Source organism: Lonsdalea quercina subsp. quercina, assembly GCF_000688695.1.
In the GTDB taxonomy this organism is placed as follows: Bacteria; Pseudomonadota; Gammaproteobacteria; order Enterobacterales; family Enterobacteriaceae; genus Lonsdalea; species Lonsdalea quercina_D.
In genome coordinates this window covers 12,387-37,729 of record NZ_JIBQ01000005.1, presented here as the reverse complement: position 1 = coordinate 37,729, position 25,343 = coordinate 12,387, and the positions used below count along the sequence as shown (strand labels likewise).

Here is a 25,343-nt window from a genome sequence, read left to right as displayed (position 1 = left end):
CGGCTTTGCGAGCGGACTTCGGAAATCAAACGATAATACTCATGCAGGACTAATATTCACCAGATGAACTCTTTTGACTATAGCTAGCCGCTACCCATCCTCACGGCAAAGATCATTTAAAATAGAGAAGACTCATCACTGTCGAAAGCCTTATCCCGGCACAATGAGATGACAATTAAAATTTTCATTGAACGGCGGGTTCACGACACCACCCCATGCGGTTGCAGCGAGTCAACGCCGATTTGTCGCTATTGTTGTGACGAGATGGCGAGGAGCACTGTCAGCAAAGAGTGAGTGCGGTGGCGGTCAGGAGCACAAAAAAGGGGGCTCACAGGCCCCCTTTGAATTATCTGTTATTGTCGTTATCACATGTGTTCGATGATAGCGTCGCCAAACTCAGAACATTTCAGCAGTTTCGCCCCATCCATCAGACGTTCGAAATCATAGGTCACGGTTTTATTTTTAATCGCGCCTTCTACGCCTTTGATGATCAAATCCGCCGCTTCGAACCAACCTAAATGACGTAACATCATTTCAGCCGAGAGAATAACGGAGCCTGGGTTCACTTTATCTTGGCCCGCGTATTTCGGCGCGGTGCCGTGCGTCGCTTCGAACAAGGCGCATTCATCGCCAATATTCGCGCCGGGAGCGATACCGATACCGCCTACCTGTGCCGCTAATGCGTCAGAAATATAGTCACCGTTCAGGTTCATACAGGCGATAACGTCATATTCCGCTGGGCGCAGCAGAATCTGTTGCAAAAACGCATCTGCGATCACATCTTTGACGACAATATCTTTGCCGGTATTCGGGTTCTTGATTTTTACCCACGGACCGCCATCAATCAGCTCACCGCCAAACTCTTCCCGCGCTAACTGGTAACCCCAGTCTTTGAAAGCGCCTTCGGTGAATTTCATGATGTTGCCTTTGTGCACCAGCGTCACGGAATCGCGCTCGTTGGTGATGGCGTAGTCAATTGCCGCGCGCACCAGGCGCTTGGTGCCCTCTTCGGAACACGGTTTGATCCCTATGCCGCACTGCTGAGGGAAACGGATTTTGGACACGCCCATCTCATCGCGCAGGAACTTGATGACCTTGTCCGCTTCCGCAGAGCCGGCTTTCCACTCAATGCCGGCATAAATATCTTCGGCATTTTCACGGAAGATCACCATGTCGGTGAGTTCAGGGTGTTTTACGGGGCTTGGCGTGCCGTCAAAGTAGCGCACCGGACGAAGGCAGATATAAAGGTCAAGCTGCTGGCGGAGGGCGACGTTGAGCGAGCGAATACCACCGCCGACAGGCGTGGTCAGAGGGCCTTTGATGGCGACGCGGTACTCGCGGATGAGATCCAGCGTTTCTTCCGGGAGCCACACATCTTTGCCGTAGACCTGGGTCGATTTTTCGCCGGTGTAAATCTCCATCCAGGAGATGGCGCGTTCTCCTGAATAGGCCTTTTTGACTGCGGCATCAACCACATTAATCATTGCTGGCGTGACATCAACGCCGATCCCGTCCCCTTCAATAAAAGGGATGATCGGGTTATCCGGCACGATTAGTTTGCCTTCTACATCTGCCGTAATTTTCTGACCTTTAGCCGGTACAACTACTTTGCTTTCCATTAACCTCTCCTTAGAGCGCATTTTGTTAATGAGATGTAATATGCGTGTCAATACTACTGGAATATCAAACCCGCGCCAACCGCAACCCTTTCGAGTATAATGGCTTTGTCACTCTCAGCCATGAATAAAATGAAGAAAATCCCTGTTAGAAATCACAAACTTAAACGATTCAGTTCACGTTCAACCGCAAAAAAAACCACAGCGCCGAAACCGCGTCGAATCATCCTGTTCAACAAACCTTTCGATGTGCTTTCCCAATTTACGGATGACTCAGGCCGCGCCACGCTAAAAGACTTTATTCCCATCGGCGACATCTATGCCGCCGGACGCCTGGATCGCGACAGTGAAGGGCTCATGGTGCTCACCAATGATGGCGCATTGCAAGCGCGACTGACTCAGCCGGGAAAGAAAACAGCCAAAATTTATTACGCGCAAGTAGAGGGTATCCCCGACCCAGACTCACTGGCGCGATTTCGTGCGGGCTTGACGCTCAACGACGGCATCACGCTGCCCGCGGGGGTCGAATTAGTGGACGAACCCGACTGGTTATGGCCGCGGAATCCACCCATTCGTGAGCGAAAAAGCATCCCGGTGAGCTGGTTGAAAATTACGTTGCAGGAAGGCCGCAACCGGCAAATTCGTCGTATGACGGCTCACATTGGTTTCCCAACGCTGCGCCTAATCCGCTACAGTATGGCTAATCAGACTCTGGCCGGGTTATCGCCCGGGGAATGGAAGGAAATCTCGCATGTTTAAACCTCATGTCACCGTCGCCAACATCGTCCAGGCGGAAGGCCGTTTTTTGGTGGTCGAAGAAACCGTTAACGGTAAAAGTCTCTGGAACCAGCCTGCCGGTCATCTCGAAGCCGAAGAAACGCTGATCCAAGCCGCCAGCCGCGAGCTGTATGAAGAGACCGGCGTTAAAGCGCAGCCTGAGCATTTCCTTCAGCTTCACCAGTGGGTGGCGCCGGACGGCACGCCATTCCTGCGCTTCAGCTTTACGATTGATTTGCCGCAGCAGGTCGCCACCGCGCCTCAGGACAGCGATATCGATTGTTGTCACTGGCTGACAGCCGAAGACATTCTCCACTCAGACAGATTGCGCTCGCCGCTGGTCGCGGAAAGCATTCGCTGCTATCAAAGCGGCACCCGGTATCCCTTGAGCGTACTGGGCGCGTTCAACTGGCCCTATAAGCTCTAACCCGTTGCCCGTGGTGCGGCGCTGCGGGCAATGTGCTACCCTATGCGGCCTGTCAATTTGTCCTTATTTGTTGCATTAAATCTTTTCTATTCGCGAGACTGTCATGTCAGATAACAGCCAGAAAAAAGTCATTGTCGGCATGTCCGGCGGCGTTGATTCTTCCGTTTCCGCATACCTCCTACAACAACAGGGTTATCAGGTCGAAGGCCTGTTCATGAAAAACTGGGAGGAGGACGACGACACGGAATACTGTTCTGCGGCTGCCGATTTGGCCGATGCGCAGGCCGTCTGCGACAAACTCGGCATGGTATTGCATACCGTCAATTTCGCGGCGGAATATTGGGACAACGTGTTTGAACACTTTTTGGAAGAGTACAAGGCTGGTCGTACGCCGAACCCAGATATCCTGTGTAACAAAGAAATCAAATTCAAAGCGTTCTTGGAATTCGCCGCCGAAGATCTGGGCGCGGATTACATCGCGACCGGCCACTATGTGCGCCGTCAGGATATCGATGGTAAAAGCCGTCTGTTGCGCGGCTTGGATGGCAACAAGGATCAGAGCTACTTCCTGTACACCCTCAGTCACGAACAGTTGGCGCAAAGCCTGTTCCCGGTCGGTGAGCTGGAAAAACCGGAAGTTCGTAAAATCGCTGAACAGTTAGATCTGGCCACGGCCAAGAAGAAAGACTCCACGGGGATCTGCTTCATCGGCGAACGTAAATTCCGCGACTTTCTAGCCCGTTACCTCCCAGCGCAACCCGGCCCGATTATCGCCGTGGATGATGGCAGCGACATGGGGCAGCATCAGGGCCTGATGTATCACACGCTTGGACAACGTAAAGGCCTCGGCATCGGCGGCGTAAAAGAAGGCGGCGACGATCCCTGGTATGTCGTGGACAAAGACGTGGCGAACAACGTGCTGTACGTAGCTCAGGGCCATGAGCACCCTCGCCTGATGTCTGACGGTTTGATTGCGCAACAGTTGCACTGGGTCGATCGTGACACCGTCACCGAACCTTTCCGCTGTGTGGTGAAAACTCGCTACCGCCAGGCTGATATTCCCTGCACCGTCACGCCGCTGGACGCGGACCGTATCGAAGTTCGCTTCGATGAGCCGGTTGCCGCCGTCACGCCGGGCCAGTCCGCGGTATTTTATCAGGGCGAAATCTGTCTTGGCGGGGGGATTATCGAGGAGCGCCTGCGCGATAAATAACGGTGTCCGCGCGAGAGCCCCCGCTCTTGCCACAGCAATAAGACGCGAATACCCGCGCCCGCCGTTTAACGCGCTCAGCGCGGATTGCATACTCCTGACGGCCGACGTCATGGAGCAATGAGGATACAGGAGCCATCGTGGCCAAAAACTATTACGACATTACGCTGGCGCTGGCAGGAATTTGTCAGTCCGCCTGTTTGGTTCAGCAGCTCGCGACAACGGGAACCTGCCCGGAGGCGGCGCTGCAGACATCGCTTAACAGCGTTCTGGTGACGGACGCCGCCAGCACGCTGGAGATTTTTGGTAACGACGAGAACAATCTGAAGCTGGGCATTGAAACGCTGCTTGGCGTCCTCGGTTCGTCGTCGCGCGAAAAAATCGGCGCCGATCAGTCCCGCTATACCTTTAGTCTCATGGCGCTGGAACGTCGCTTGAACAAAAATGGCAATGCCCTCGACGAGCTTGGCAACCGTGTCGACCAGTTGGGGCGTCAGCTAGAGCACTATGCGTTATTATCCGACCCGATGATTAACGTGCTGGCGGGCATCTACGTGGACGTCATCAGTCCGCTGGGGCCGCGCATCCAGGTTACCGGCTCGCAGGAAGTCCTCAAAAACGCACAGGTTCAAGCTAAAGTACGCGCTATTTTGCTGGCGGGTATCCGCGCCGCTGTTCTTTGGCAGCAAATCGGCGGAGGACGCCTGCAGCTTATGTTTTCCCGCGCTACGTTGGTCAAACAGGCACAGCAAATTTTGTCGCGCTGCCGCGACGAATAGACAGACCGGCGGACGACGATTCCGGTTCGTCCGCCATCATGAGATACTTGTAGTCACGCTTTTGTCTTTCATTAAAAACGATCCCAGGAGTTGCTCGCGATGGAATTAACCTCACTGACCGCCGTTTCCCCTATTGATGGACGCTACGGCGATAAAGTCAGCGCCCTGCGCACCATTTTCAGCGAATATGGCCTGCTGAAATTTCGCGTGCAGGTGGAAGTACGGTGGCTGCAAAAGCTGGCCTCGTGTGCGGCGATCAAAGAAGTTCCCTCATTTGACGCCGACGCAAACGCTTACCTTGATAAAATCGTCGCTGAATTCAGCGTTGAAGATGCCGCCCGCATTAAAACCATCGAACGCACGACCAACCATGACGTCAAAGCCGTCGAGTATTTCCTGAAGGAAAAAGTCGCCGCTGTACCGGCCCTTCAGTCGGTTAACGAATTCATCCATTTCGCCTGCACCTCCGAAGATATCAATAACCTGTCTCACGCCCTGATGCTGGAAACGGCGCGACGCGACGTGGTTCTGCCGATCTGGCGCAAGACCATTGATGCAATTGGTGCGCTGGCGCAGGAGTACCGCGACATTCCGCTGCTTTCACGGACGCACGGTCAGCCCGCCACGCCGTCGACGATCGGCAAAGAGTTTGCGAACGTGGCTTACCGCCTGGAGCGGCAATTCCGCCAGTTACAACAGGTGGAGGTGATGGGCAAAATCAACGGCGCGGTCGGCAACTATAACGCACACATGGTTGCTTACCCGGACGTCGACTGGCACACCTTTAGCGAAGAGTTCGTCACGTCGCTTGGCATCACCTGGAACCCTTACACCACGCAGATTGAGCCGCATGATTACATCGCCGAGCTGTTCGACTGCCTCTCTCGCTTCAACACCATCCTGATCGACTTCGACCGCGACGTGTGGGGTTATGTGGCGCTCAATCACTTCAAACAGAAGACCATCGCCGGCGAAATCGGCTCTTCGACCATGCCGCATAAAGTAAACCCCATCGACTTCGAAAACTCCGAGGGAAATCTCGGGTTGGCGAATGCCGTACTGGGGCACCTGTCCGCCAAACTGCCGGTCTCCCGCTGGCAGCGAGACCTGACTGACTCCACCGTGCTGAGAAATCTGGGCGTAGGATTGGGCTATGCGTTGATCGCTTATCAATCTACACTGAAAGGCATCAGTAAATTGGAAGTCAATCGTGACCGTCTGCTGGATGAGCTGGATCACAACTGGGAAGTCCTTGCCGAGCCGATTCAGACAGTAATGCGTCGCTACGGCATCGAAAAACCGTACGAGAAACTGAAAGAACTGACGCGCGGTAAACGCGTTGATGCGGAAGGCATGAAAGCCTTTATCGACGGTCTGGAACTTCCCGAAGCAGAGAAAGTCCGTCTGAAGGGACTGACCCCTGCCAACTATATTGGACGCGCCGTTAAAATGGTCGACGAGCTGAAATAACAGGCAATCGAGCAGGCGGACCACGTTCCGCCTGCCTTCTCCCCCTTCATTCCCACAGTTTGTTGAGTCTAAGTTTATTGCCGTAGTGAATAATATGTTTTTCAATCAAACCAGCTAAACCGACCCTCCGCAGCGCGTCGACCTTCGGACAAGCTTGGTTAATCAACATTTTTCATAGGAAGACACTATGCGAATTCTGGTTGTTGAGGATAATGTTCTTTTACGTCATCACTTGACTGTTCAGATGAACGAAATGGGCCATCAGGTCGATGCGGCAGCAGACGCTAAAGAAGCCGACTATTTTTTGCATGAACATGCGCCGGATATCGCTATTGTCGATCTCGGTCTGCCCGACGAGGACGGCGTCAGCCTGATCCGCCGCTGGCGTTCTCAGCAGATCAAATTACCTATCCTGGTATTAACGGCCCGCGAAAGCTGGCAGGAGAAGGTCATCGTGCTGGAAGCCGGTGCCGACGACTACGTGACCAAACCTTTCCATGTGGAAGAAGTCATGGCGCGAATGCAGGCCTTGATGCGTCGTAACAGCGGACTGGCGTCTCAGGTTATCAGCATGCCGCCGTTTGAAGTTGACCTGTCTCGACGTGAACTGCTGGTGAACAATTCACCGATAAAACTCACCGCCTTCGAATATACGATTATCGAAACGCTCATCCGCAACCACGGCAAGGTCGTCAGTAAAGAGTCGCTGATGCTACAGCTCTACCCCGACGCCGAGTTACGCGAAAGCCACACCATTGATGTCCTGATGGGACGCCTGCGTAAAAAACTGCAGGCCGCAGACTCACATGAAGTCATTACGACCGTGCGCGGTCAAGGCTATCGCTTCGATATTAATGCCCGCCAGGACTGATAGATGAGCAAGAGATCGCCGCTATCGTTGCGCTTTCGTTTTTTAATCGCCACTGCCGCCGTGGTATTGGCGCTGACACTCTCCTACGGCGGCGTGGCCATCATCGGCTACAGCGTCAGCTTTGATAAAACGTCTTTCCGCTTACTTCGCGGCGAAAGTAATCTGTTCTACAGTTTGATCCAGTGGCGGGATAATGAACTGACCATCGCCCCGCCGCCTGAAATCGATATTAATTACCCCACGCTGGTATTCATCTACGATCAACACGGCAAACTAATCTGGCGCGAGCGCGCGGTGCCCGAGCTGGAGTCGCAGTTCAAACCGGAGTGGCTGTCGAAAACCGATTATCATGAGCTGGATACCGACTCCGGCACCAGCAACGCCGTGTTGCAAGGCAGCCCGGCGATTCAGGATCGCCTGCGGGATTATCATTCGGAAGACAAAACACCTTTTACCCACTCCGTGGCCGTCAACGTCTATCGCGCCACCGAGCACCTGCCGCCGTTGACCATCGTCGTCGTTGACCGCGTCCCTCAGGAGCTGCAGCAGGCAGATGTCGTCTGGGAATGGTTCCGCTACGTCTTCATTGCCCATCTTGTCCTTGTCCTCCCTCTGCTGTGGCTGGCGGCCCACTGGAGTCTGCGGCCAATCAAGAGTCTGGCCAATCAGATACAGGAGCTCGAAAACGGCGGTCGCGAGAATTTGGATGAGCGGCCGCCTCAGGAGCTGAACAGCCTGGTTCGCAACCTGAACACGCTGCTGAAGAACGAACGTCAGCGCTACCATAAGTACCGTACCGCGTTGACCGACCTGACCCACAGTCTCAAAACGCCCCTGGCCGTGCTGCAAACCACACTGCGCGCCCTGCGTACGGGCAAAGAGCTCACCATCGAGCAGGCGGAGCCCGAGATGCTGGCGCAGATTAGTCGGATATCTCAGCAGATAGGCTACTACCTGCATCGCGCCAGCGTTCATACGGATCACCTCAGCATTACCCGGGAAGTTCAGTCGGTGCCTGCGATGCTAGACGGCCTTTGCTCCGCCCTCAATAAGGTGTATCAGCGTAAAGGCGTCTCTCTGTCACTCGATATCGCGCCAGAGACCATGTTCATCGGCGAGAAAAATGACTTTATGGAAGTGATGGGCAATATCCTCGATAACGCCTGCAAATACAGTCTGGAATTCGTCGAAATCAGCGCCCAATATTCAGGCCATATGCTGCACCTGATCGTTGAAGATGACGGCCCCGGCATCCTGACGAGCAAACGGGAAGTCATTTTTCAGCGCGGCCAGCGGGCGGATACGATGCGTCCCGGTCAGGGCATCGGTCTCGCCGTCGCGGTAGAGATTATCGAGCAATATCAGGGGGAGATTATCATCGGTGAGAGTCCGCTGGGCGGCGCCAAAGTCGAAGCGATTTTCGGCCGTCAGCACCTCCATCAAAACGACCGTTGAAAGGTCCGCACTCTCCCGGCGGTTCCGCTATAATCGCCTTCAGCCCTTTGATAATGGAAATGCGCGATGGACTACCAACTTAATCTCGATTGGCCGGATTTTCTGGCTCGCTACTGGCAAAAACGTCCTGTGGTGATCAAAGGCGGCTTCACGTCGTTTGTCGATCCCCTCAGTCCTGACGAGCTGGCTGGCCTGGCGTTGGAAAACGAGGTGGACAGCCGCCTGGTCAGTCATCAGGACGGACGCTGGGCCGTCAGCCACGGTCCCTTCGACAGCTACGATCACTTAGGTGAAACCAACTGGTCGCTGCTGGTACAGGCGGTAGATCATTGGCATGAGCCGTCATCCGCGCTGATGCGCCCTTTCCGCCATCTTCCCGACTGGCGTATCGACGATTTGATGATCTCTTTCTCCGTCCCTGGCGGCGGCGTAGGCCCGCATCTCGACCAGTACGATGTTTTCATCATTCAGGGGACCGGTCGACGCCGCTGGCGTGTCGGCGAAAAGGTGCCAATGAAACAACATTGTCCGCATCCCGACCTGCTCCAGGTCGCTCCGTTCGAAGCCATCATCGACGAAGAGCTGCTGCCGGGCGATATCCTGTATATTCCGCCCGCCTTCCCGCATGAAGGCTATGCGCTGGAAAATTCGATGAACTACTCCGTCGGATTCCGCGCGCCCAGCGCGCGTGAGTTGGTCAGCGGCTTTGCGGATTACGTCCTTGCACGCGAATTAGGCAGCCATCGCTATAGCGATCCGGATATCACGCCGCGCGAGCATCCCGCAACCGTGCAATCGGCAGAACTGGATCGCCTTCAGCAGATGATGCTGGATCTGGTGCAACAGCCGGAATCGTTCCGGCAGTGGTTCGGCGAGTTTATCTCCCAGTCGCGCCACGAGTTGGATCTATCGCCGGCGGAACCGCCCTATCAGTCGGGAGAAATCTACGAGTTGATGCAACAGGGCGAAACGCTGCGTAGATTGGGTGGCCTGCGGGTGATCTGGCTGGAGGGACGTTGTTTCGTCAATGGCGAAGCGCTAAACAGTTCACATCAGGATGCGCTGTCAGCGCTAGCGGAACACCCTATTATCGACGGCGAAATGCTGAAGGACGCGTTGGACGATCCGTCCTTCCTCGCAGAGCTGACCGCGCTAATTAATAACGGCTACTGGTACTTCACAGACTAATCACCGATACGCCTATTGGGGTCACGCATCCGAATAACAGGATGCGTGACGTCTCCCCTGCACCTTGTTTGTGCATCATCATGACGTCGAAGGAAACGCGTTTAGATCTTGACGGTATAATCGTGCTTTGTTCTCGATGATTCGCGCGTATTCTGCGCGGTCAGCTCGGCGATATTCATGATGACAGACACGGCGCTCTCCATTCCCTCTACCGTGACAAACTCATGTTTGCCGTGATAGTTGTAGCCGCCGGTGAATAGATTGGGGCACGGTAATCCGCGAAAAGAGAGCTGTGCGCCATCCGTACCGCCGCGGATTGGCTTCATTACCGGTTCAATCCCACACTTACGCATGGCCTGCTGTGCCAGAGCGATGACATGCGGATACTGTTCCACCTGCTCGCGCATGTTGTAGTAGCTGTCGTTCATGCTTAATTCGATATAGCACTCAGGATGGAGCCCCTTGCCGACCTGTTCGGCAATATCCATCATGGTTTTTTTACGCTTTTCAAAACCACTACGTTCGAAGTCGCGAATGATGTATTTCATTTCCGCCCGTTCGACCGTGCCTTTGATGCCGTGAAGATGATAAAAGCCCTGATAGCCTTCGGTGTGTTCGGGGGATTCGTCAGACGGTACCAACTGGTGGAAACGCGTCGCGAGCGTCAGCGCATTAACCATCACGCCTTTCGCGCTGCCCGGATGAACGTTGTTGCCGACGATTTTGACCGTAGCGGAAGCCGCATTGAAATTTTCATACTCCAGTTCGCCGATACCGCCGCCATCCACGGTGTATGCCCACTCGGCCCCGAAGCCGTCCACATCGAAATATTGAGCGCCTTTACCCACTTCCTCATCCGGCGTAAAGGCGATACGGATATCGCCATGCGGGATCTGTCGCTTTTTGAGGCGAGCGATGGCGGTGATGATCTCGGCAATACCGGCTTTGTCGTCAGCGCCCAGCAACGTTTTACCGTCTGTGGTGATCAGCGTATGCCCCAGCAGTTGATGCAGCACGGGGAACATGACCGGCGACAACACTTCTTCCCCCACGCCCAGCGCGATATCGCCGCCGCGGTAGTTTTCGACAATCTGCGGATTGACATGTTTACCGGTGTAGTCCGGGGACGTGTCCATATGGGCGATAAAACCGATGGTTGGCACAGACCAGGCGACATTGCCCGGCAGCGTCGCAGTCACACAGCCATGATTTCCGACCGTTACCTGCTCCAATCCCAAGGCCATCAGCTCTTGTTGTAGAACCTGTGCCAGCTTCCATTGCCCATCGGTGCTCGGCACTTGCCGTACGCCGGTTTTGGATTGGGTATCAAAAGAGACATAGTTCAAAAAACGATCGAGTAATTTTTCCATCTTTAACTCCCTTGGATGGACCGCAGGTTGCATTATGAATAGGGCTCTCCGGGTAGATATTGCGTCACATCAGTTTTTGTTAGTTTCGCTACATAACGATAGTCTATAAATGGCCGCCGAAGCCGCTTCAGAGCCGGAAAAGGAGAAGCATGTGAAAATGCATGTAGCGAGACCGCCGAATCCGCAACATCAAAGATGTGTTTTCATAACATAAAAAGAACAGAAAATACCCGCTAAACCTGATGCAAGTTCAGCGGGAAATGAGAGAGGAACGATCAGCGCGTTGCGGTCTCGGAGGGCGTCTCCAGCCACTCGTAATACTGGCTGATATTTTTGTTACAGGAGCAGCAACTGCCGCATTGACTGCTCACGGGCGCCGCGTGGAAGCGAACCTGCCCTTTACGAACCCAAATGCTCATCATGCCGTCAATCACGCCGGGTTCGACATGAAATGCGACGCTGATGTCATGTACCGAGACTTTACGCTTCGCGCGAACAAAATCGCGTAACTCTATCAAGGTCATGCATTACCCCCTTGCGCCCCTTTTGCAGACGCCGTGTCATTGCACATTGTGAGCCAACCGCTGCTGCGATACCCCACGATGACGTAGCAACAGCACGGTGACGCCCCCCATCATGACGACGCCAGCGATGGCAGCCGTCGAGTACAACGGATGCAGGGTAAAGCGGCCAACCTGATACACCAGCACGGCGGCGCCATAACCCAGTTCAATCGTCCAAGCAACGCAGAACAGTGTCCAGCCAGTCCCGACCTCACGCCAAATTGCGGAGACAGCCGCCACACACGGCACGTATAGCAGCACCATTAGCAGATAGCTAAATGCGCCCAAGCGGCCATCGAACAGTTGGCTTATGACCGTCAGCGACGTCACGGAAAATTCATTGTCCTTCGCGACGGTGGCCGTATCACTGAGATCGCCAACTTCAATCCCAAGGGGGTTCAGCAACGCGTCGCCGAGCTTGCCGAAGTTTTCCGGTAGCGTCGCCAGCGCCTCCTGAACGCCGCCCCACAGGCTAAATGGCGCGTCAGTTTCGCTATTGGTGCCGCTTTGCTGACTCGCCATCGTGCCGTAGAGCGAATCCAGCGTCCCTACAACCGCTTCCTTGGCGAAAATACCCGTAAACACGCCGACAGCCGCCGGCCAGTTTTCCTGCGAGATCCCCATTGGTTTAAAGACTGGCACAATCTCCTGGCCAATCGCGGAGAGTACGGACTTCTGGGTATTCTGATTACCGAAAGTGCCGTCTGTCCCCAGAGAGTTGAAGAAGCTCAGCACCGTCACGACCACGACGATCAGCTTGCCAGCCCGCAATACGAAGCCTTTCAGTCGCTCCCAGGTTCTGACCAGTACGCTGTTCAGGCCGGGTAAGTGGTATGGCGGTATTTCCATGACGAAAGACGATGCATCGCCCTGCAACGCGGTCTTTTTCAGCAGAAAACCTGTACCGATGGCCGCGGCAATACCAATCAGGTATAGAGCGAAGACCAGGTTCTGGCCGCCTTGGGTGAATAAGGCCGTCGCGAACAAGACATACACTGGCAACCGCGCGCCGCAGGACATAAACGGCGCCATCATCACCGTGACGATTCTGTCGCTATGCTTTTCCATCGTGCGCGTCGCCATCACGGCAGGCACGTTACAGCCGAAGCCGACGATCAGCGGCACAAAGGCTTTTCCCGGTAGACCGATGCTCCGCATGAAGCGGTCCATGACGAATGCCGCTCGCGCCATATAACCAGAGTCTTCCAGATAGGACAGGAAAAGGTACAGGCAGGCAATCACCGGGATAAAGGTGGATACGGTCTGAATACCGGATCCGACCCCATCGGCGAGCAGCGTCTTCAGCCATTCAGGACTGTGGAGCGCCAGCAAGAGTTCGCCGAATCCTTTAACAAAAAGGGTTTCGGACAGTTTGTCGAAGAAGTCGATGAAAGCGCTGCCGATGTTGATGGTGAAAATAAACATCAGGTACATCACCAGCAGGAAAATCGGGATCCCCAGAAAACGGTGCAACACAATTCGGTCAATTTTGTCCGTCAAGGTGGCCGACATTTCGCCTCTACGGACCACCGCGTGGTCAGCAATCGACGCCGCGAACCGATAACGGGCATCAGCCAGAAAGATATCCAGCTCATCGCCGTAGTGTTCTTCCAACGCGGCAACCTTTTCGTCGGCAACGGCCAGCACATCTTCCGGGATGTGGCTGCGCATCGTGATGTCGCGCTCCAGCAGCTGGAGCGCCGACCAGTAGGCATTCACCTTAGGCGATTGATGTTTCAACAGGTCGGCGATCGATAGTGCGGCCTCATGCAGCGGCAGATCATAAGGCACCTCAACCGGAGGTACTGCGGGATGCATCAACGCGTCCTGACACATCTCCTTGAGCAAGCCTATCCCCCGCTTCTGCGTCGCGGTAATCGCGATGACCGGACAGCCCAACTCTCGTCGCAGCGCATCCATATCAATATCCAATTTACGGGACACGGCGATATCCATCATGTTGACCGCCACCACCATCGGCACCTTCATGTCCAGCAGCTGTGAGGTGAGGTACAGGTTGCGCTCCAGATTGGAGGCATCGACGATGTTTAATACCAGTTGGGCTTCGCCAGCCAGAATGTAGTCACGCGCCACGCGCTCATCTTCCGAACTTTCGGAAGATGGGTTGAGTGAATAGACGCCCGGCAGGTCCACGAGAGTTATCCGACGGTCCTTAAGACGACATTCTCCGACCTTTTTTTCTACCGTCACGCCCGGCCAGTTGCCGACCGTCTGCTTACTCCCGGTCAATGCGTTGAAAAGCGTGGTTTTACCGCAGTTGGGATTTCCTACGACACAAATAACGGATTGCGTATCCATAACATCCTTACTCGCTGAGCAGCATTAACACTGTTCCAATATCATGATTTTGGCTTCATTTTTACGTACGCTGATGGCGGAGCCTCGCACGCGCAGCTCGATGGGGTCTCCCAGCGGCGCCACCCGTGACACGGTGAATTCGACGCCCGGAGTGACGCCAAGCGCCAGTAGGCGCTTACGGTAATCTGCGGCGCCTTTCTGATATCCCACGACTCTCCAGTGAGTTCCTGCGGTCAGTGTTTCTAATGACATGTTATCCATTCCTTCCGGATTGCTGTGGCGATACCCACACCTGCTTACCCATATCCCAGTTGATGGCGATTCGACTATCGCCCGAGGCCAGCATCAGCGGCTGGTTAGCCTCGCGTTGAATGACTCGGACCTCTCGTCCGATGCGTATCCCCAGATCCATTAAACGTTGTTGCTGTTCGCCCACGAGCCTTATGCGCGCGACCACGCTATGCGTGTTAAGAGGAATATCGAGCAGTGTTTGAATACGTAAGGTCATCCGCAGACCTCCTATCTGTCCCTATCATGCGGGAGTGTGCTTAAACGGCTGTCTTTTTGTGGGATAAAAAGACAAGTAAGAATAATTCTTAATATATTTCAGTCGGCAGATTGGCGTTTGACACATATCAAAGCAGGCATAGGTAGGCGTTATAAAACAGAAAATGTGACGATTTGTTGAGAATCAGACGCATTGGAATCGCGTAAAAAGAGGGATAAAAACGGGGGATAGAAACAAACAGGCCCCGGCGTTATTCGCCAGGGCCTGTTATTCATACTGCGAGGTTTATCATTTAGCCTGTTTTTGCAGAGCTAAATCTTCAGCAATCTGCACAGTTTGATCCAGATACGGATCGGGCTCCTGATAATCCTTCGGCAACGCATCCAGAGACTTCAGCGTCGGTTTGCCCTGACGGGTCAACCGCTCATTGATTCGCTGCAGACGAATTGCTTCATCGTCATTATTCTCTTTCTGGCGCTGAGCCAGATTTAGAGAGACACGATCGCGTTTCTCTTTGAGCGCCTTGAAGCGAGCGACATCCTGCTGGATGTACTGGAACTCCGGATCTTTGGCGATGCGCTGGTCGTAATCCGCCTTCAGGACCGGCAACAACGCGGTGAAGTCACCCATTTTGGTGTAATCAGCCGGTTTGATACTGTCCCACGGCAAGGCGTTGTCTTCGAACTTCTCTCCGGTCTCAATCGTTTCCAACCCAGTCGGCATGATGATATCAGGCGTCACGCCTTTACGCTGGGTACTGCCGCCATTGATACGGTAGAACTTCTGGATCGTGTACTGCACCGAACCGAGCGCTGGCCATTCCGGGCGCAGCATCTGATCGTAGATGCGATTCAGCGACCGATATTGCTGCACAGTACCTTTACCGAAGGTCGGTTCACCCACAATCAACGCGCGTCCGTAATCCTGCATCGCGGCGGCGAAGATTTCCGACGCTGAGGCGCTGAAGCGATCGACCAGGACCACCAATGGACCTTTGTAATAGAGGGTGGCATCGGTATCGCTGTCTTCACGGATCTTGCCGTTATTATCGCGAATCTGTACCACGGGACCGCTCGGAATAAACAGTCCGGACAGGCTGACGGCTTCAGTCAGCGCTCCGCCGCCGTTACCCCGCAGGTCAATGATGACGCTACTGACGTTCTCGGCTTCCAGTTTCTGGAGCTGAACTTTGACGTCATCAGTTAAGCCTACGTAGAAACCGGGGATATCCAGTACGCCGACTTTATCCTTGCCGGCATTTTTGATGGTCATTTTGACCGCGCGATCTTCAAGGCGAATACGCTCACGCGTCAGCGTTACCGTTTTGGCTTTCGTACCTTTGCCGGCCGGGAGGATCTCAAGACGTACCTTGCTGCCTTTCGGTCCCTTGATCAACGCGACGACATCATCCAATCGCCATCCGATAACGTCCACCATCGGTTTTCCCGTCTGACCTACAGCGACAATGCGGTCGCCGACCACGATGCGTTTGCTCTTCATCGCAGGGCCGCCCGGCACCATGGAATTGATTACGGCGTAATCTTCGTCCATTTGCAATACGGCACCGATGCCTTCGAGAGACAGGCTCATTTCCGTGTTAAACTGTTCGGTATTGCGTGGGGAGAGATAGCTGGTGTGCGGGTCGATCTCACGCGCGAGTGAGTTCATCACGAGCTGGAAGACGTCTTCGCTGTTGGTCTGAACCAGTCGGCGAATCGCCGCCTGATAGCGCTTGGTCAGAATATCTTTAATTTCGCTGTCGGTTTTTTCCGTCAGCTTCAGGCTGAGCCAGTCGAACTTAACCTTGGCGTCCCACAGACGGTTCAGCTCGTCCTGCGACTTCGGCCAAGGCGCTTTGTCTCGATCGAGGTCGATGTAGTCGTTGCCCGTGAGGTTCATCGGTTTATTCAGCAGCGACAACGCATACTGATAACGCTCGAAGCGACGTTTCTGCGCCAGGTTGTATAACGCATAAGGCAGATCCAATCGACCATTATTCAAGTCTTGACCTAACTGCCCTTTTTGTTTGTCGAACTGCACTACATCAGACGCTAACAGCACATTATGGCTGTAGTCGAGCATGTTGAGGTAGCGAGCAAAAATTTTGTCTGAGAACTGCTCATCCAGCAAGAATTGCCGGTAATGGGAACGCAAAAACCGTGACGAGACGCGCTCACTAACGGTGGCATCTTGCGCTTCCGGCTGCAATTGTGGAATCTGATCGACGCGCGTAATGTTCTCATTGGCAAAGCTGCTGCCCGCCAACAGAAGGCAGCTTAATACGGTCGATTTTACGAATTTGTTCATGCCGAGGTTGGCCTCCGTATCAGAACTGCAAGTGTTCTGCGCGTACGATCATCGCCATTCCTGAAGCCAACTGAACTCTGACTCCATCTTTGGCAACTTCAAGCACAGTGGCATCCATGGCGCTTTTGCCCGCTCTGACTTTGATTTCCTGGCCGATGTGCAGGCTGGAGATGTCCGTCACAGCCTGTCGCGGCGCCTGCTGATCTTCACGAGCCGCACGAGACTGGCGCGGTTGATCAGATGAGGAAGTTTGTGCTGTACGAGAAGAAGGCTGGCGTGGCTTACGTGCGGCGGAAGCGGCGTTGTCGCGGCGGGGCGCGTTTTTACCCGCGGAAGGACGTCTACGTGCCGGTTCGGCTGCATCGCCCCCTTCAGCCCGTTTCTTAGCCTGCTGTTCAGCACGACGTGCCTGTACTCGGGCTTTCGCTTCTTCCAACTGTTTGCGCGCATGTTCTACGTGCTGCTCTTCCAGCTCTCCGCAAGGATTACCGTCCAGATCGACACGCTGCGCACCCAGCTTGATGCCATACAGATAACGCCAGCTGGAGGTGTAGAGTCTCAGCGCTGAACGCAACTGCGTTTTACTGATGTTATCGGACTCGGGCACGCGAGCGGCCAGATCCTGAAAAATACCGATTTTTAACGGTCGTGCTTCGCCTTCAATGGAGAAACAGAGCGGGAAATGCTCTGCCAGATAAGCGATGACTTCTTTACTACTATTCAACTTAGGTTGATTTTCCATGAAATTTCCTGATTACAACGGGTTCGCCAACCGGCGCAGGCATGAACAGGCGTCATTATAATGACGTCATCGGCAATTGCTACGTTATCCGTGTCTCAACTGAGAGAATTGATGAAACTAAGTACATCGCTGTTTTCCAGTTGAGCATTCAGCGTTGAAACGACGGCACTCAACCCGGCTTCATCATCGGCATCAAACCGCTGATATTCCGGGCTATCGATATCCAGCACGCCGATAAGTTGTCCATTGACCAACAGCGGCAATACGATTTCTGCATTGCTTGCCGCATCACAGGCAATATGGCCGGGAAATGCGTGAACATCCCCCACCCGCTGTACCTGTTTTTCCGATACCGCCCGACCGCATACCCCTTTGCCCGCAGGAATACGGACGCAGGCGACGCGCCCCTGAAACGGACCAAGGAACAGCGTATCCTGATCGAGCAGGTAAAAACCCGCCCAATTAACGTGTTCCAGCCGTTCGAACAGCAAGGCGCTGCTGTTTGCCAGTATAGTAATAAATCGGTTTTCACCCGCGATCAGTGACGATAAATCCCTCACCAACTCTTCGTAAAATTCTTGTTTTTTCATCATACGGTAAGATTATCTTTCCAAACTGCTCAGTGTTTCACACCAACGCGCCATTAAATAAGTATTCAGACCAGGATGCTACTAGATTTCTTCATTCGCATAAAATCAGCAAATGCGGATCCGTTAAAATTCAGGACAGTCTCACTTTTCAACTGACGTCTCCATACGCTCCTATTCCCTGAAACAGGAGACAAAGACCGCCCCGAGCCAGCAACTCTTCACTTTATGCTAAAATCCGCGCTTTGCTTTTGTCCTAACCGGAAATTGCCAGTGGCCAAACCTATCCCAGCAACGCTCTCAGCCGAATTTATCGATGCCACTCAACGCATCATGCCAAGCCATCTCTCGATGGATGATTTCATTGCGGCCTGTCAACGACCTCTGCGTCGCAGTATCCGGGTCAACACACTCAAGATTAGCGTAGCGGACTTCTGTGCACTTGCCGCAGCCCATGGGTGGGCACTGGAATCCATTCCCTGGTGTGAGACGGGATTTTGGCTGTCGAATGCGGATGAAGAAGCGGTGCGGCTCGGCAATACGCTTGAGCACCTCGCCGGCTTGTTCTACATCCAAGAAGCCAGCTCGATGCTGCCCGTCAGCGCACTATTTTCAGGTGGCGCGCAGCCACAGCGAGTGCTGGATGTTGCAGCGGCGCCGGGCTCTAAAACTACGCAAATCGCAGCGCTGATGAATAATCAGGGCGGTATCGTCGCTAACGAGTATGCGGCCAGCCGGGTAAAAGTATTGCATGCCAATTTGCACCGATGCGGCGTCAGTAATACCGCGCTTACGCATTTTGACGGGCGCGTCTTCGGCAGCGCGCTGCCGGAGAGCTTCGACGCCGTGCTGCTGGATGCCCCTTGCTCCGGCGAAGGCGTTGTCAGGAAAGATCCCGCGGCGATGAGTCACTGGTCGCTTGAAAGTATCGTGAACATCGCTGCAACCCAGCGCGAGCTGATCATGAGTGCGTTCCACGCGTTGAAGCCGGGGGGGACGCTGATCTACTCCACCTGCACGCTTAACCACCAGGAAAACCAGGAGGTTTGCCGCTGGCTGTTAGCGCAATTCCCTGACGCCTGTGTGATTGAACCTCTAAACGACCTGTTCCCAACCGCGCATCAAGCCGCGACTGAGGACGGATTTCTGCACGTTTTCCCTCAAATTTTCGATAGCGAGGGATTCTTTGTCGCACGCCTGAGAAAAACCGCCAGCGTGCCGCCATTGCCGCATCCAGGGTTCAAAATGGGCAAGTTTCCGTTTAGTCCGCTACAGGGAAAAGTGGCGCAGCTACTCACTGCCGCAGCTCGTGATCAAGGCATCGAATGGTGCGAAGAGCAACTTCAATTGTGGCAGCGCGATGATGAAATCTGGTTATTCCCCGTCGCGTTGACGCCGTTACTTGGGAAAGTCCGCTTCTCCAGAGTTGGAATCAAGCTAGCCGAGCGCTATGCCAAAGGCTATCGCTGGCAGCATGAGGCGATTGTCGCATTGGGAGATGTCAACGCCTCCGCCGCGTTTGAACTGAATGCCGCAGAGGCCCAGGCGTGGTTTCAGGGGAAGGATGTTTACCCTGAAGCGTTGCCCGATGTCAGCGAAGCACTGTTAATTTGGCGTAACGCCTCACTGGGGATCGCGAAACGCATCGGCAGCCGGTTTAAAAACACGCTTCCTCGCGATCTGGTCCGCGATGGCGCCAGCGCCGCACCTTGCGGCGACTAATGATATGACATCCGGGATGCTGCTCTGGCATCCCCCTTCTGTCACATTTTCAACTACACTTCCTGCGTTAGCCTGTTAATTCTTAAGCCCTCATTCATCCGCAGAGGAAGGCATCGCATGTTCGTATTGGTGATTTTTGTCTGCTACGTGGGCGGGAGTTGTGAAGACCTGGTTACGGGCGTTTATGAGACAGAAACACAGTGTTTGAAAACCATGGGCGAGCAACGTATTCGCAATGGGGGATGTTATCCCATAGAAGACTTTATTGATGGGTTCTGGCGTCCCGCACAGGAATACCGAGATATGAGATAACTTACAGCTGACCTCAATGCAGCCTAAGCGACAACATAAATCTATAACACGGTGAACTGGAGCTATAAAACACAATCCCGCTTACCCACCAAACGCTCATCGTTAATCCCGCAGATTTATATTCAAGCCAAACGGTACAACCCTTTTACTGGCGTTAATGTAGAGCGAAGCGATAGGCGCTTCGCCCCTTCAGACATTGCGTGTGATGGTGAAAACCACCAGTCCGACCGGCGAGACTTCATCAGCCCCGCACTGGAATTGCGCGGCAGTGCCGGTCACGGAGATTTTTTTACCCGGTAGCAGTGAGACATCATAGATATCGTTTCTGCCGTCAATGTCCAGCAGCCAGCGGCCGTTGCCTAGGCAGGTGACGCCTGTATCCACCAGCCATGACGCCGTACTGCCTTCCACTAACAGAGGCGAGTGAACGCCTGCAGGCAGGAAGGTGTTATCCGCTTTCCAGTCGCCGGCGACCTGCAACTTACCCGCCTTGAGCGTCTTACGCGGCACCAGAACGGTATCCCCCGCATCGCTGACGTCAGAATGCCCAGGGTGATGGGGCGAGCCTTTGCCAATAGCCAGCCACTCCAGCGATACACCGGTATCCAGCGCGCACGCCACGACGACATCACCGGGGAAAAAATCACGGCGGATCCAGGTGCTAATGGTGCCGGGCGCGATATCCAGCAGCTCGCCCAGCTCTTTTTGTGTGCTAAAACCATAGGCATCAAGCATTCGCCGCAACACGGCGCGACCGCCAGAAGCCAAAATTTGCTCATAGAGCGCTTTGCCCTTGAGATTGACGTCTTGATGCAGCATTTCGGGCGTGTCAACGAATTCGCCGGTCACCAGCCACCCCGCATCAACGCCGTTATCCAACGCGCACTTCAGGATGATATTGCCAGGGACACTGCCTCGCTGAACCCAGTTGCTGATGGTATTGGCAGGAATACCTGTCACTTCGCTCAATTCCTTTTGTGTTTTCACCCCATAGCTTGACAGGATCCTCCCCAGCACAGAAACCGCTGCCGTGGTATTGCTTTCTCTGTTCAAAAACACCTCTTGAGCATGAAATAGATACGATATGTCTCTTAACCGCCCTAAAAACCGTCACAGCTCTAATTATCGAAGAAAAACTGCGCGACAACTGATGATATTACAATTTTACCGCTATCCAGGATGGAAATATTGCGGCCTTTTCCCCAAATTTCCAGTGCAAAACCTCAGTTAACTTACTTACTAATCAAAAATTCGCCACATGAGGCCGCAAGCCCAGTTTTTTATCTATCAAGACCAGAACCATACCAACGACTCATTTTTAATCAATAAGTTATAATCATAGCACCTGGCGTGGCGGTAAGAAGTCCATTTCTAAAAACGCCATGGGCAGTTATGGGTTGACGAATATGGCATTCTATAAAATACTGTATATAAATACAGTTAAGAAGACAGGCAGACTATTGTGGAACATCTCGAAAATCAAGAATTGACCTTAGCCAGAATCAGGCTGATTGCGGATATGACATTACTCTCGCAAATCCGGCCTGACGAGATGCAAGTCGCGATGTCGTTGATTGCCGATCTGGCTCATGGTGCGGTAGAAGCGGAAGACTTTCAGCAGGCGCTGCATGATAGCGGCGACATTCAGCGGCTCAAAGCCTGGTTAGACCGGCATTCCCTGTAGACAAAGATCCCTCACGACATCCCTTGATGGCTGATAGCTTCTGGTAAAACTGACCGTCTCGTCCAGAGACATGATCTTGTCGCCATTTTCGATATTTATCGGCGTGAACGAAGAAGTTAACAAAACTATTCTCATCCAGTGCTCCATTGTAACGCTCACTCACCAGAAGGGAGTTCTCTAAAAATAGTGTCATTTTGACTTAATGTCTATTTACCGCCTGGGTATGCCGATGAAAATAATTTTCAATTTCCGAAGGCAGATCCTTTGATGTAAATGTCTACTGTCACTTCATTATCCCTGTGAGTGGAGCTTGATCTTTAACGATGATTTTATACCCGTATCGTCAAGAATCATTATTTCATTTGTCCATCTTTCAGGCGTCCAAATAGATAAATAATCAATCAAGTTCGACGATATACCGTAATTAATCGCACATCAGAAAAACCGCCCTTTAGAAAGCCCCAACATCACTGTGTTTATCATTAATTTGCAGCGCAGACACGCCCTTCACTTGTCGCTTATTTACCTCTGCCAGATAGAGTCGATGAGTCGATGAACGTCCTCACGTGCGTCACTACCGCTCCAGAACATTCCGGTCAGCAGCCATGTGCGGTTTGTCATATCGCCGGGTTAACTCACTTTAGGCGTAAGGAGATGGTGTCAATGAAAGAATCGCTCATAGCAAATCTTCGAAGCTAGCGTTGTTTTTGAATTGTATTCTTTGCTGCCGCTGCCACCGTTTTATCAGAAAAAATGAAATTACCGGGAATACACGATGTTTCTCAGCATAAAAAACAGCAGTATTCATCGCTCGTCAACTCCGCCCTTTTTATTTCTCAGCTCATCTGAAAATTAATAACTTACCCACATGATGCCGAACAAAAAAACACCTGTTTTTACTTTAGGATTTTCCTACAGCACCAGTGGTAAATGTAAGCAACCCCAAGCTGAAATGTCGATGGAACATCCAATAATATAATGTCAATTTAAGGCATTGAAAAAAGGGAAAACAAATAGACTTTACGTAGATTTATTTTGGATAATCGAGCACACCTTTATCGTCATATCCCGAGGTGTCCTAGGGGGTTGGCGTGCTTTCGTGGCTGGATTCAACCAACCCGATGCTATTTTTTTCAGCTCCCGTTATAGTCATCCTGCTCCATAGATAATTGAGGGTAATTACATGACGCCTGATGAAAAATTTCTGTTCAGACACGCGGTTGGCGATGTCACTCCACTGCCCTCCTGTAGCACGAAGGTTCACCTTCAAAAAAAACCTGCGCTGAAGGGAAAAAAGCGTGTAGAAGAAAGCAAACCGTCTAATTTCCTGATCAGCGGCTATATCAACACACTTCCCCTGGATGAACCCTTGATGCATACCCAAGATGGGATCCAGCGTGGCGTGCTGGATAAACTGCGTCAGGGAAAATACGCGTTGGATGCCAGTCTGAATCTGATGAGAAAACCGGTGGCTGTCTGCCGTGAAAGCCTATTTCAGTTTATGTTGCAGGCACAGCACGATAATCTGCGCAATCTGCTGATTATCCATGGTAAAGGACGCGACGACGCATCTCATGCCAATCTCATTCGCAGCTATCTTGCCCGTTGGCTGTCTCAATTCGAGTCAGTACAGGCATTCTGCGTCGCGCAGCCTGTACACGGCGGCCACGGGGCCTGTTATGTCGCATTAAGAAAGTCAGCACAGTCGCGTCAAGAGAATTGGGAACGGCATGCGAAACGCAGCCGATAAAACGAGGAAACAGTATTGCCCGGCACTCAGGGCAATACTGTAGTGATTCAATAAATGAAAGCGACGGAGCGATGACGACGACCTTGCTGTCCTTTGGCTAATATCATCAAGGCCGTCAGGAAGGCCGGTAGCGCCAGAACGGCGAACATCATGCCGAAGCTCCATTCCATGCCCAGCACCTGCGCGCCGGCAAATGCGCTCATGATCGCGCCCATCCGTCCAACGCCATGCATCCATCCTGACCCCGTCGCCCGCGCCGCCGTCGGGTAGAAGCGCGCGGAAAGCGCATTCATGCCCGTATTCGCGCCGTTGAGACAAAAACCGCTGATCGATGCCAGCAAGGCCAGTACAACAAAATAAGATTCCGATAACCCGATTAGCGCCGTCGCCACTCCTCCCGCCGCATAGATAACGCCAAGCGCCAGGTGTGGATTAATACGATCCATAAGCCAACCGGCAAACAGAGAGCCAAAAGCACCGCCAGACTGGTATAGCGCCGTGATGACCGTCGCCTGAGTGACCGTCATGCCAGCGTCTTTGATCACGGTAGGCAGCCAACTGCCCAACAAGTAAACCATGAATAGCCCAAAGAAATAGCCGCCCCACAGCATGAAGCTGCCGAAACGGTACTCTTTAGATAAGACTAAACGTACCGCAAATGTGGCTTTTTTGTCTTCGGCAGGCATAGCGAACTGAGTGCTGCTGTGGCTGACGCCGGGAGCAATTTTTTCGACGATATGATGGATACGCGCGGAATTCGCGCGTTTGGCCACCAGGAACCTAACGGACTCAGGCAGTTTAACCATCAAGAACGGCAGCAGCAGCAGCGGTAGAATCCCGCCCATCAGGAGTACGGTATGCCATCCCCACGCTGGGATCAGCCAGGAAGCGGCAAACCCGCCCGCCGCTGCGCCCACGCTAAAGCCGCAGAATACGATGGTGATGATAAAGGAGCGTTTCTTTTCCGGAGCGTATTCCGCGACCAGCGTGCCTACATTAGGCATGGCAGCACCCAGTCCTAGCCCGGTCAGGAAACGGAAAATAATCAGGTGCTGTACGTTTTCGGAGAACGCCGCCAACAGTGTCCATAATCCAAACAGGAATACGCTGGTGATAATCACCACTTTGCGCCCACGCCAGTCTGCAAGCGGTCCCGAAATCATCGCACCCATAGCCAGCCCCACCAGAGCCGCGCTGATCACAATCGCCAGCTCAGCGTTGCCGATTCCCCAGGCAGCTTTCAGCGAAGGTCCGATAAAGCCCATGATGGCGATATCCATGCCGTCCAATGCAATGATGCAGAATGAAAGGATGACAATCAGCTTTTGATAGGCACTAAGGGGACGTTCGTTAATGAGCTGCCTAACGTCTAAAGGGGTGGAACCTGTCACGCTTACTCTCCGATAACTCTTCTGCGGGCTGTTAACTAAGGCTTACACTGTAAACAATTATTTCCGACAGTAAAACAGCCCGACCATAATAATTTGCTGTCAAGACGGATTCCGTGACAGAGCGCGCGAATGATAGCCAACGCGCTCCACCAATGAAAGTACGAAACCGCCCCCCGCTCCTTTTTACGTCCTCAATCGCCCCCCGCAAAACTCATTTAGTGAACAAAAGCCAACTAAAAACACATCCGTAAATCGTTAACGCAAACACATAAAATCACTATATATCAGTCAAATA

Annotated in this window: 23 protein-coding genes; 12 read left to right on the top strand and 11 right to left on the bottom strand. The window is 53.2% G+C overall.

Annotated features, from left to right (window positions below; translation table 11 throughout):
• Nucleotides 1-365 precede the first annotated feature (365 nt).
• Nucleotides 366-1,619 (bottom strand): NADP-dependent isocitrate dehydrogenase, encoded by a 1,254-nt coding sequence (gene icd / locus SB13_RS05255; RefSeq protein ID WP_026739343.1) that lies wholly within the window; start codon nucleotides 1,617-1,619, stop codon nucleotides 366-368.
• A 129-nt stretch (nucleotides 1,620-1,748) separates the two neighbouring features.
• Between icd and rluE the strand changes: the two genes are divergently transcribed.
• From rluE to SB13_RS05215, 8 genes are all read left to right on the top strand, one after another.
• Entirely contained in the window at nucleotides 1,749-2,375 is a 627-nt protein-coding gene (gene rluE, locus SB13_RS05250) for a 23S rRNA pseudouridine(2457) synthase RluE (RefSeq protein ID WP_152545803.1), read from the top strand.
• Nucleotides 2,368-2,820 carry an NUDIX hydrolase gene (locus tag SB13_RS05245; RefSeq protein WP_026739341.1) on the top strand — a complete coding sequence of 151 codons (453 nt, stop codon included), beginning with the start codon at nucleotides 2,368-2,370 and terminating at the stop codon, nucleotides 2,818-2,820. The genes rluE and SB13_RS05245 overlap by 8 nt, the downstream gene beginning before the upstream one ends.
• An 88-nt stretch (nucleotides 2,821-2,908) precedes the next feature.
• Nucleotides 2,909-4,033 (top strand): tRNA 2-thiouridine(34) synthase MnmA, encoded by a 1,125-nt coding sequence (gene mnmA, locus SB13_RS05240; protein WP_268748136.1) that lies wholly within the window; start codon nucleotides 2,909-2,911, stop codon nucleotides 4,031-4,033.
• 137 nt (nucleotides 4,034-4,170) lie between these two features.
• The gene (gene hflD, locus SB13_RS05235) at nucleotides 4,171-4,809 is read left to right on the top strand and encodes a high frequency lysogenization protein HflD (RefSeq protein WP_026739339.1); all 639 of its coding nucleotides are present in this window, start codon (nucleotides 4,171-4,173) and stop codon (nucleotides 4,807-4,809) included.
• 99 nt (nucleotides 4,810-4,908) lie between these two features.
• Nucleotides 4,909-6,279, top strand: coding sequence for an adenylosuccinate lyase (purB, locus tag SB13_RS05230; protein WP_026739338.1), 1,371 nt, complete (start codon nucleotides 4,909-4,911; stop codon nucleotides 6,277-6,279).
• A 187-nt stretch (nucleotides 6,280-6,466) separates the two neighbouring features.
• Nucleotides 6,467-7,150, top strand: a complete 684-nt coding sequence (gene phoP, locus SB13_RS05225; protein ID WP_026739337.1) for a two-component system response regulator PhoP — start codon at nucleotides 6,467-6,469, stop codon at nucleotides 7,148-7,150.
• A 3-nt stretch (nucleotides 7,151-7,153) separates the two neighbouring features.
• Complete coding sequence (gene phoQ, locus SB13_RS05220; protein WP_026739336.1) at nucleotides 7,154-8,605, top strand: two-component system sensor histidine kinase PhoQ; 1,452 nt, start codon at nucleotides 7,154-7,156, stop codon at nucleotides 8,603-8,605.
• A 66-nt stretch (nucleotides 8,606-8,671) separates the two neighbouring features.
• Nucleotides 8,672-9,793 (top strand): ribosomal protein uL16 3-hydroxylase, encoded by a 1,122-nt coding sequence (locus SB13_RS05215; protein WP_026739335.1) that lies wholly within the window; start codon nucleotides 8,672-8,674, stop codon nucleotides 9,791-9,793.
• A gap of 101 nt (nucleotides 9,794-9,894) precedes the next feature.
• Here the strand turns inward: SB13_RS05215 and pepT are convergent, their stop codons facing one another.
• From pepT to SB13_RS05175, 8 genes are all read right to left on the bottom strand, one after another.
• The gene (pepT, locus tag SB13_RS05210; RefSeq protein WP_051616432.1) at nucleotides 9,895-11,163 is read right to left on the bottom strand and encodes a peptidase T; all 1,269 of its coding nucleotides are present in this window, start codon (nucleotides 11,161-11,163) and stop codon (nucleotides 9,895-9,897) included.
• Between the two features lie 275 nt (nucleotides 11,164-11,438).
• Nucleotides 11,439-11,687: a FeoC-like transcriptional regulator gene (locus tag SB13_RS05205; protein WP_026739334.1), complete on the bottom strand. Its 249-nt coding sequence runs from the start codon at nucleotides 11,685-11,687 to the stop codon at nucleotides 11,439-11,441.
• A gap of 36 nt (nucleotides 11,688-11,723) precedes the next feature.
• Entirely contained in the window at nucleotides 11,724-14,045 is a 2,322-nt protein-coding gene (gene feoB, locus SB13_RS05200; RefSeq protein ID WP_026739333.1) for a Fe(2+) transporter permease subunit FeoB, read from the bottom strand.
• A 24-nt stretch (nucleotides 14,046-14,069) separates the two neighbouring features.
• The gene (locus SB13_RS05195) at nucleotides 14,070-14,297 is read right to left on the bottom strand and encodes a FeoA family protein (protein ID WP_026739332.1); all 228 of its coding nucleotides are present in this window, start codon (nucleotides 14,295-14,297) and stop codon (nucleotides 14,070-14,072) included.
• Between the two features lies 1 nt (nucleotide 14,298).
• Nucleotides 14,299-14,553 (bottom strand): FeoA family protein, encoded by a 255-nt coding sequence (locus SB13_RS05190; RefSeq protein WP_026739331.1) that lies wholly within the window; start codon nucleotides 14,551-14,553, stop codon nucleotides 14,299-14,301.
• Between the two features lie 288 nt (nucleotides 14,554-14,841).
• The gene (gene prc / locus SB13_RS05185) at nucleotides 14,842-16,860 is read right to left on the bottom strand and encodes a carboxy terminal-processing peptidase (protein ID WP_026739330.1); all 2,019 of its coding nucleotides are present in this window, start codon (nucleotides 16,858-16,860) and stop codon (nucleotides 14,842-14,844) included.
• Nucleotides 16,861-16,879: 19 nt separating this feature from the next.
• Nucleotides 16,880-17,602 carry an RNA chaperone ProQ gene (proQ, locus tag SB13_RS05180; protein ID WP_026739329.1) on the bottom strand — a complete coding sequence of 241 codons (723 nt, stop codon included), beginning with the start codon at nucleotides 17,600-17,602 and terminating at the stop codon, nucleotides 16,880-16,882.
• A 95-nt stretch (nucleotides 17,603-17,697) separates the two neighbouring features.
• Entirely contained in the window at nucleotides 17,698-18,192 is a 495-nt protein-coding gene (locus SB13_RS05175; RefSeq protein ID WP_026739328.1) for a GAF domain-containing protein, read from the bottom strand.
• 270 nt (nucleotides 18,193-18,462) lie between these two features.
• Between SB13_RS05175 and rsmF the strand changes: the two genes are divergently transcribed.
• Both rsmF and SB13_RS05165 read left to right on the top strand, forming a co-directional pair.
• Nucleotides 18,463-19,911 (top strand): 16S rRNA (cytosine(1407)-C(5))-methyltransferase RsmF, encoded by a 1,449-nt coding sequence (gene rsmF / locus SB13_RS05170; protein ID WP_026739327.1) that lies wholly within the window; start codon nucleotides 18,463-18,465, stop codon nucleotides 19,909-19,911.
• A gap of 117 nt (nucleotides 19,912-20,028) precedes the next feature.
• Entirely contained in the window at nucleotides 20,029-20,223 is a 195-nt protein-coding gene (locus SB13_RS05165) for a YdfD/YebW family protein (RefSeq protein WP_026739326.1), read from the top strand.
• A 189-nt stretch (nucleotides 20,224-20,412) separates the two neighbouring features.
• Here the strand turns inward: SB13_RS05165 and SB13_RS05160 are convergent, their stop codons facing one another.
• Nucleotides 20,413-21,282: a phage repressor protein CI gene (locus SB13_RS05160; RefSeq protein ID WP_026739325.1), complete on the bottom strand. Its 870-nt coding sequence runs from the start codon at nucleotides 21,280-21,282 to the stop codon at nucleotides 20,413-20,415.
• 460 nt (nucleotides 21,283-21,742) lie between these two features.
• On the opposite strand from SB13_RS05160, the gene SB13_RS05155 reads away from it, so the two are divergent.
• Nucleotides 21,743-21,907 carry a hypothetical protein gene (locus SB13_RS05155; RefSeq protein WP_235202368.1) on the top strand — a complete coding sequence of 55 codons (165 nt, stop codon included), beginning with the start codon at nucleotides 21,743-21,745 and terminating at the stop codon, nucleotides 21,905-21,907.
• A gap of 1,183 nt (nucleotides 21,908-23,090) precedes the next feature.
• Nucleotides 23,091-23,657 carry a DNA endonuclease SmrA gene (gene smrA / locus SB13_RS05150; RefSeq protein WP_026739323.1) on the top strand — a complete coding sequence of 189 codons (567 nt, stop codon included), beginning with the start codon at nucleotides 23,091-23,093 and terminating at the stop codon, nucleotides 23,655-23,657.
• A 47-nt stretch (nucleotides 23,658-23,704) separates the two neighbouring features.
• On the opposite strand, the gene SB13_RS05145 is transcribed toward smrA, so the two are convergent.
• Entirely contained in the window at nucleotides 23,705-25,048 is a 1,344-nt protein-coding gene (locus SB13_RS05145) for an MFS transporter (RefSeq protein ID WP_026739322.1), read from the bottom strand.
• Between the last annotated feature and the right edge of the window lie 295 nt (nucleotides 25,049-25,343).

What these genes read in the sequence shown, in the direction of transcription:
- phoP (WP_026739337.1), top strand. Translation starts at nt 6,467, where the DNA reads ATGCGAATTCTGGTTGTTGAGGATAATGTTCTTTTACGTCATCACTTG.
- SB13_RS05245 (WP_026739341.1), top strand. Translation starts at nt 2,368, where the DNA reads ATGTTTAAACCTCATGTCACCGTCGCCAACATCGTCCAGGCGGAAGGC.
- prc (WP_026739330.1), bottom strand. Translation starts at nt 16,860, where the DNA reads ATGAACAAATTCGTAAAATCGACCGTATTAAGCTGCCTTCTGTTGGCG.
- icd (WP_026739343.1), bottom strand. Translation starts at nt 1,619, where the DNA reads ATGGAAAGCAAAGTAGTTGTACCGGCTAAAGGTCAGAAAATTACGGCA.
- SB13_RS05205 (WP_026739334.1), bottom strand. Translation starts at nt 11,687, where the DNA reads ATGACCTTGATAGAGTTACGCGATTTTGTTCGCGCGAAGCGTAAAGTC.
- feoB (WP_026739333.1), bottom strand. Translation starts at nt 14,045, where the DNA reads ATGGATACGCAATCCGTTATTTGTGTCGTAGGAAATCCCAACTGCGGT.
- pepT (WP_051616432.1), bottom strand. Translation starts at nt 11,163, where the DNA reads ATGGAAAAATTACTCGATCGTTTTTTGAACTATGTCTCTTTTGATACC.
- SB13_RS05195 (WP_026739332.1), bottom strand. Translation starts at nt 14,297, where the DNA reads ATGTCATTAGAAACACTGACCGCAGGAACTCACTGGAGAGTCGTGGGA.
- SB13_RS05190 (WP_026739331.1), bottom strand. Translation starts at nt 14,553, where the DNA reads ATGACCTTACGTATTCAAACACTGCTCGATATTCCTCTTAACACGCAT.
- smrA (WP_026739323.1), top strand. Translation starts at nt 23,091, where the DNA reads ATGACGCCTGATGAAAAATTTCTGTTCAGACACGCGGTTGGCGATGTC.
- SB13_RS05155 (WP_235202368.1), top strand. Translation starts at nt 21,743, where the DNA reads ATGACATTACTCTCGCAAATCCGGCCTGACGAGATGCAAGTCGCGATG.
- SB13_RS05215 (WP_026739335.1), top strand. Translation starts at nt 8,672, where the DNA reads ATGGACTACCAACTTAATCTCGATTGGCCGGATTTTCTGGCTCGCTAC.
- phoQ (WP_026739336.1), top strand. Translation starts at nt 7,154, where the DNA reads ATGAGCAAGAGATCGCCGCTATCGTTGCGCTTTCGTTTTTTAATCGCC.
- purB (WP_026739338.1), top strand. Translation starts at nt 4,909, where the DNA reads ATGGAATTAACCTCACTGACCGCCGTTTCCCCTATTGATGGACGCTAC.
- rluE (WP_152545803.1), top strand. Translation starts at nt 1,749, where the DNA reads ATGAAGAAAATCCCTGTTAGAAATCACAAACTTAAACGATTCAGTTCA.
- SB13_RS05165 (WP_026739326.1), top strand. Translation starts at nt 20,029, where the DNA reads ATGTTCGTATTGGTGATTTTTGTCTGCTACGTGGGCGGGAGTTGTGAA.
- proQ (WP_026739329.1), bottom strand. Translation starts at nt 17,602, where the DNA reads ATGGAAAATCAACCTAAGTTGAATAGTAGTAAAGAAGTCATCGCTTAT.
- SB13_RS05175 (WP_026739328.1), bottom strand. Translation starts at nt 18,192, where the DNA reads ATGAAAAAACAAGAATTTTACGAAGAGTTGGTGAGGGATTTATCGTCA.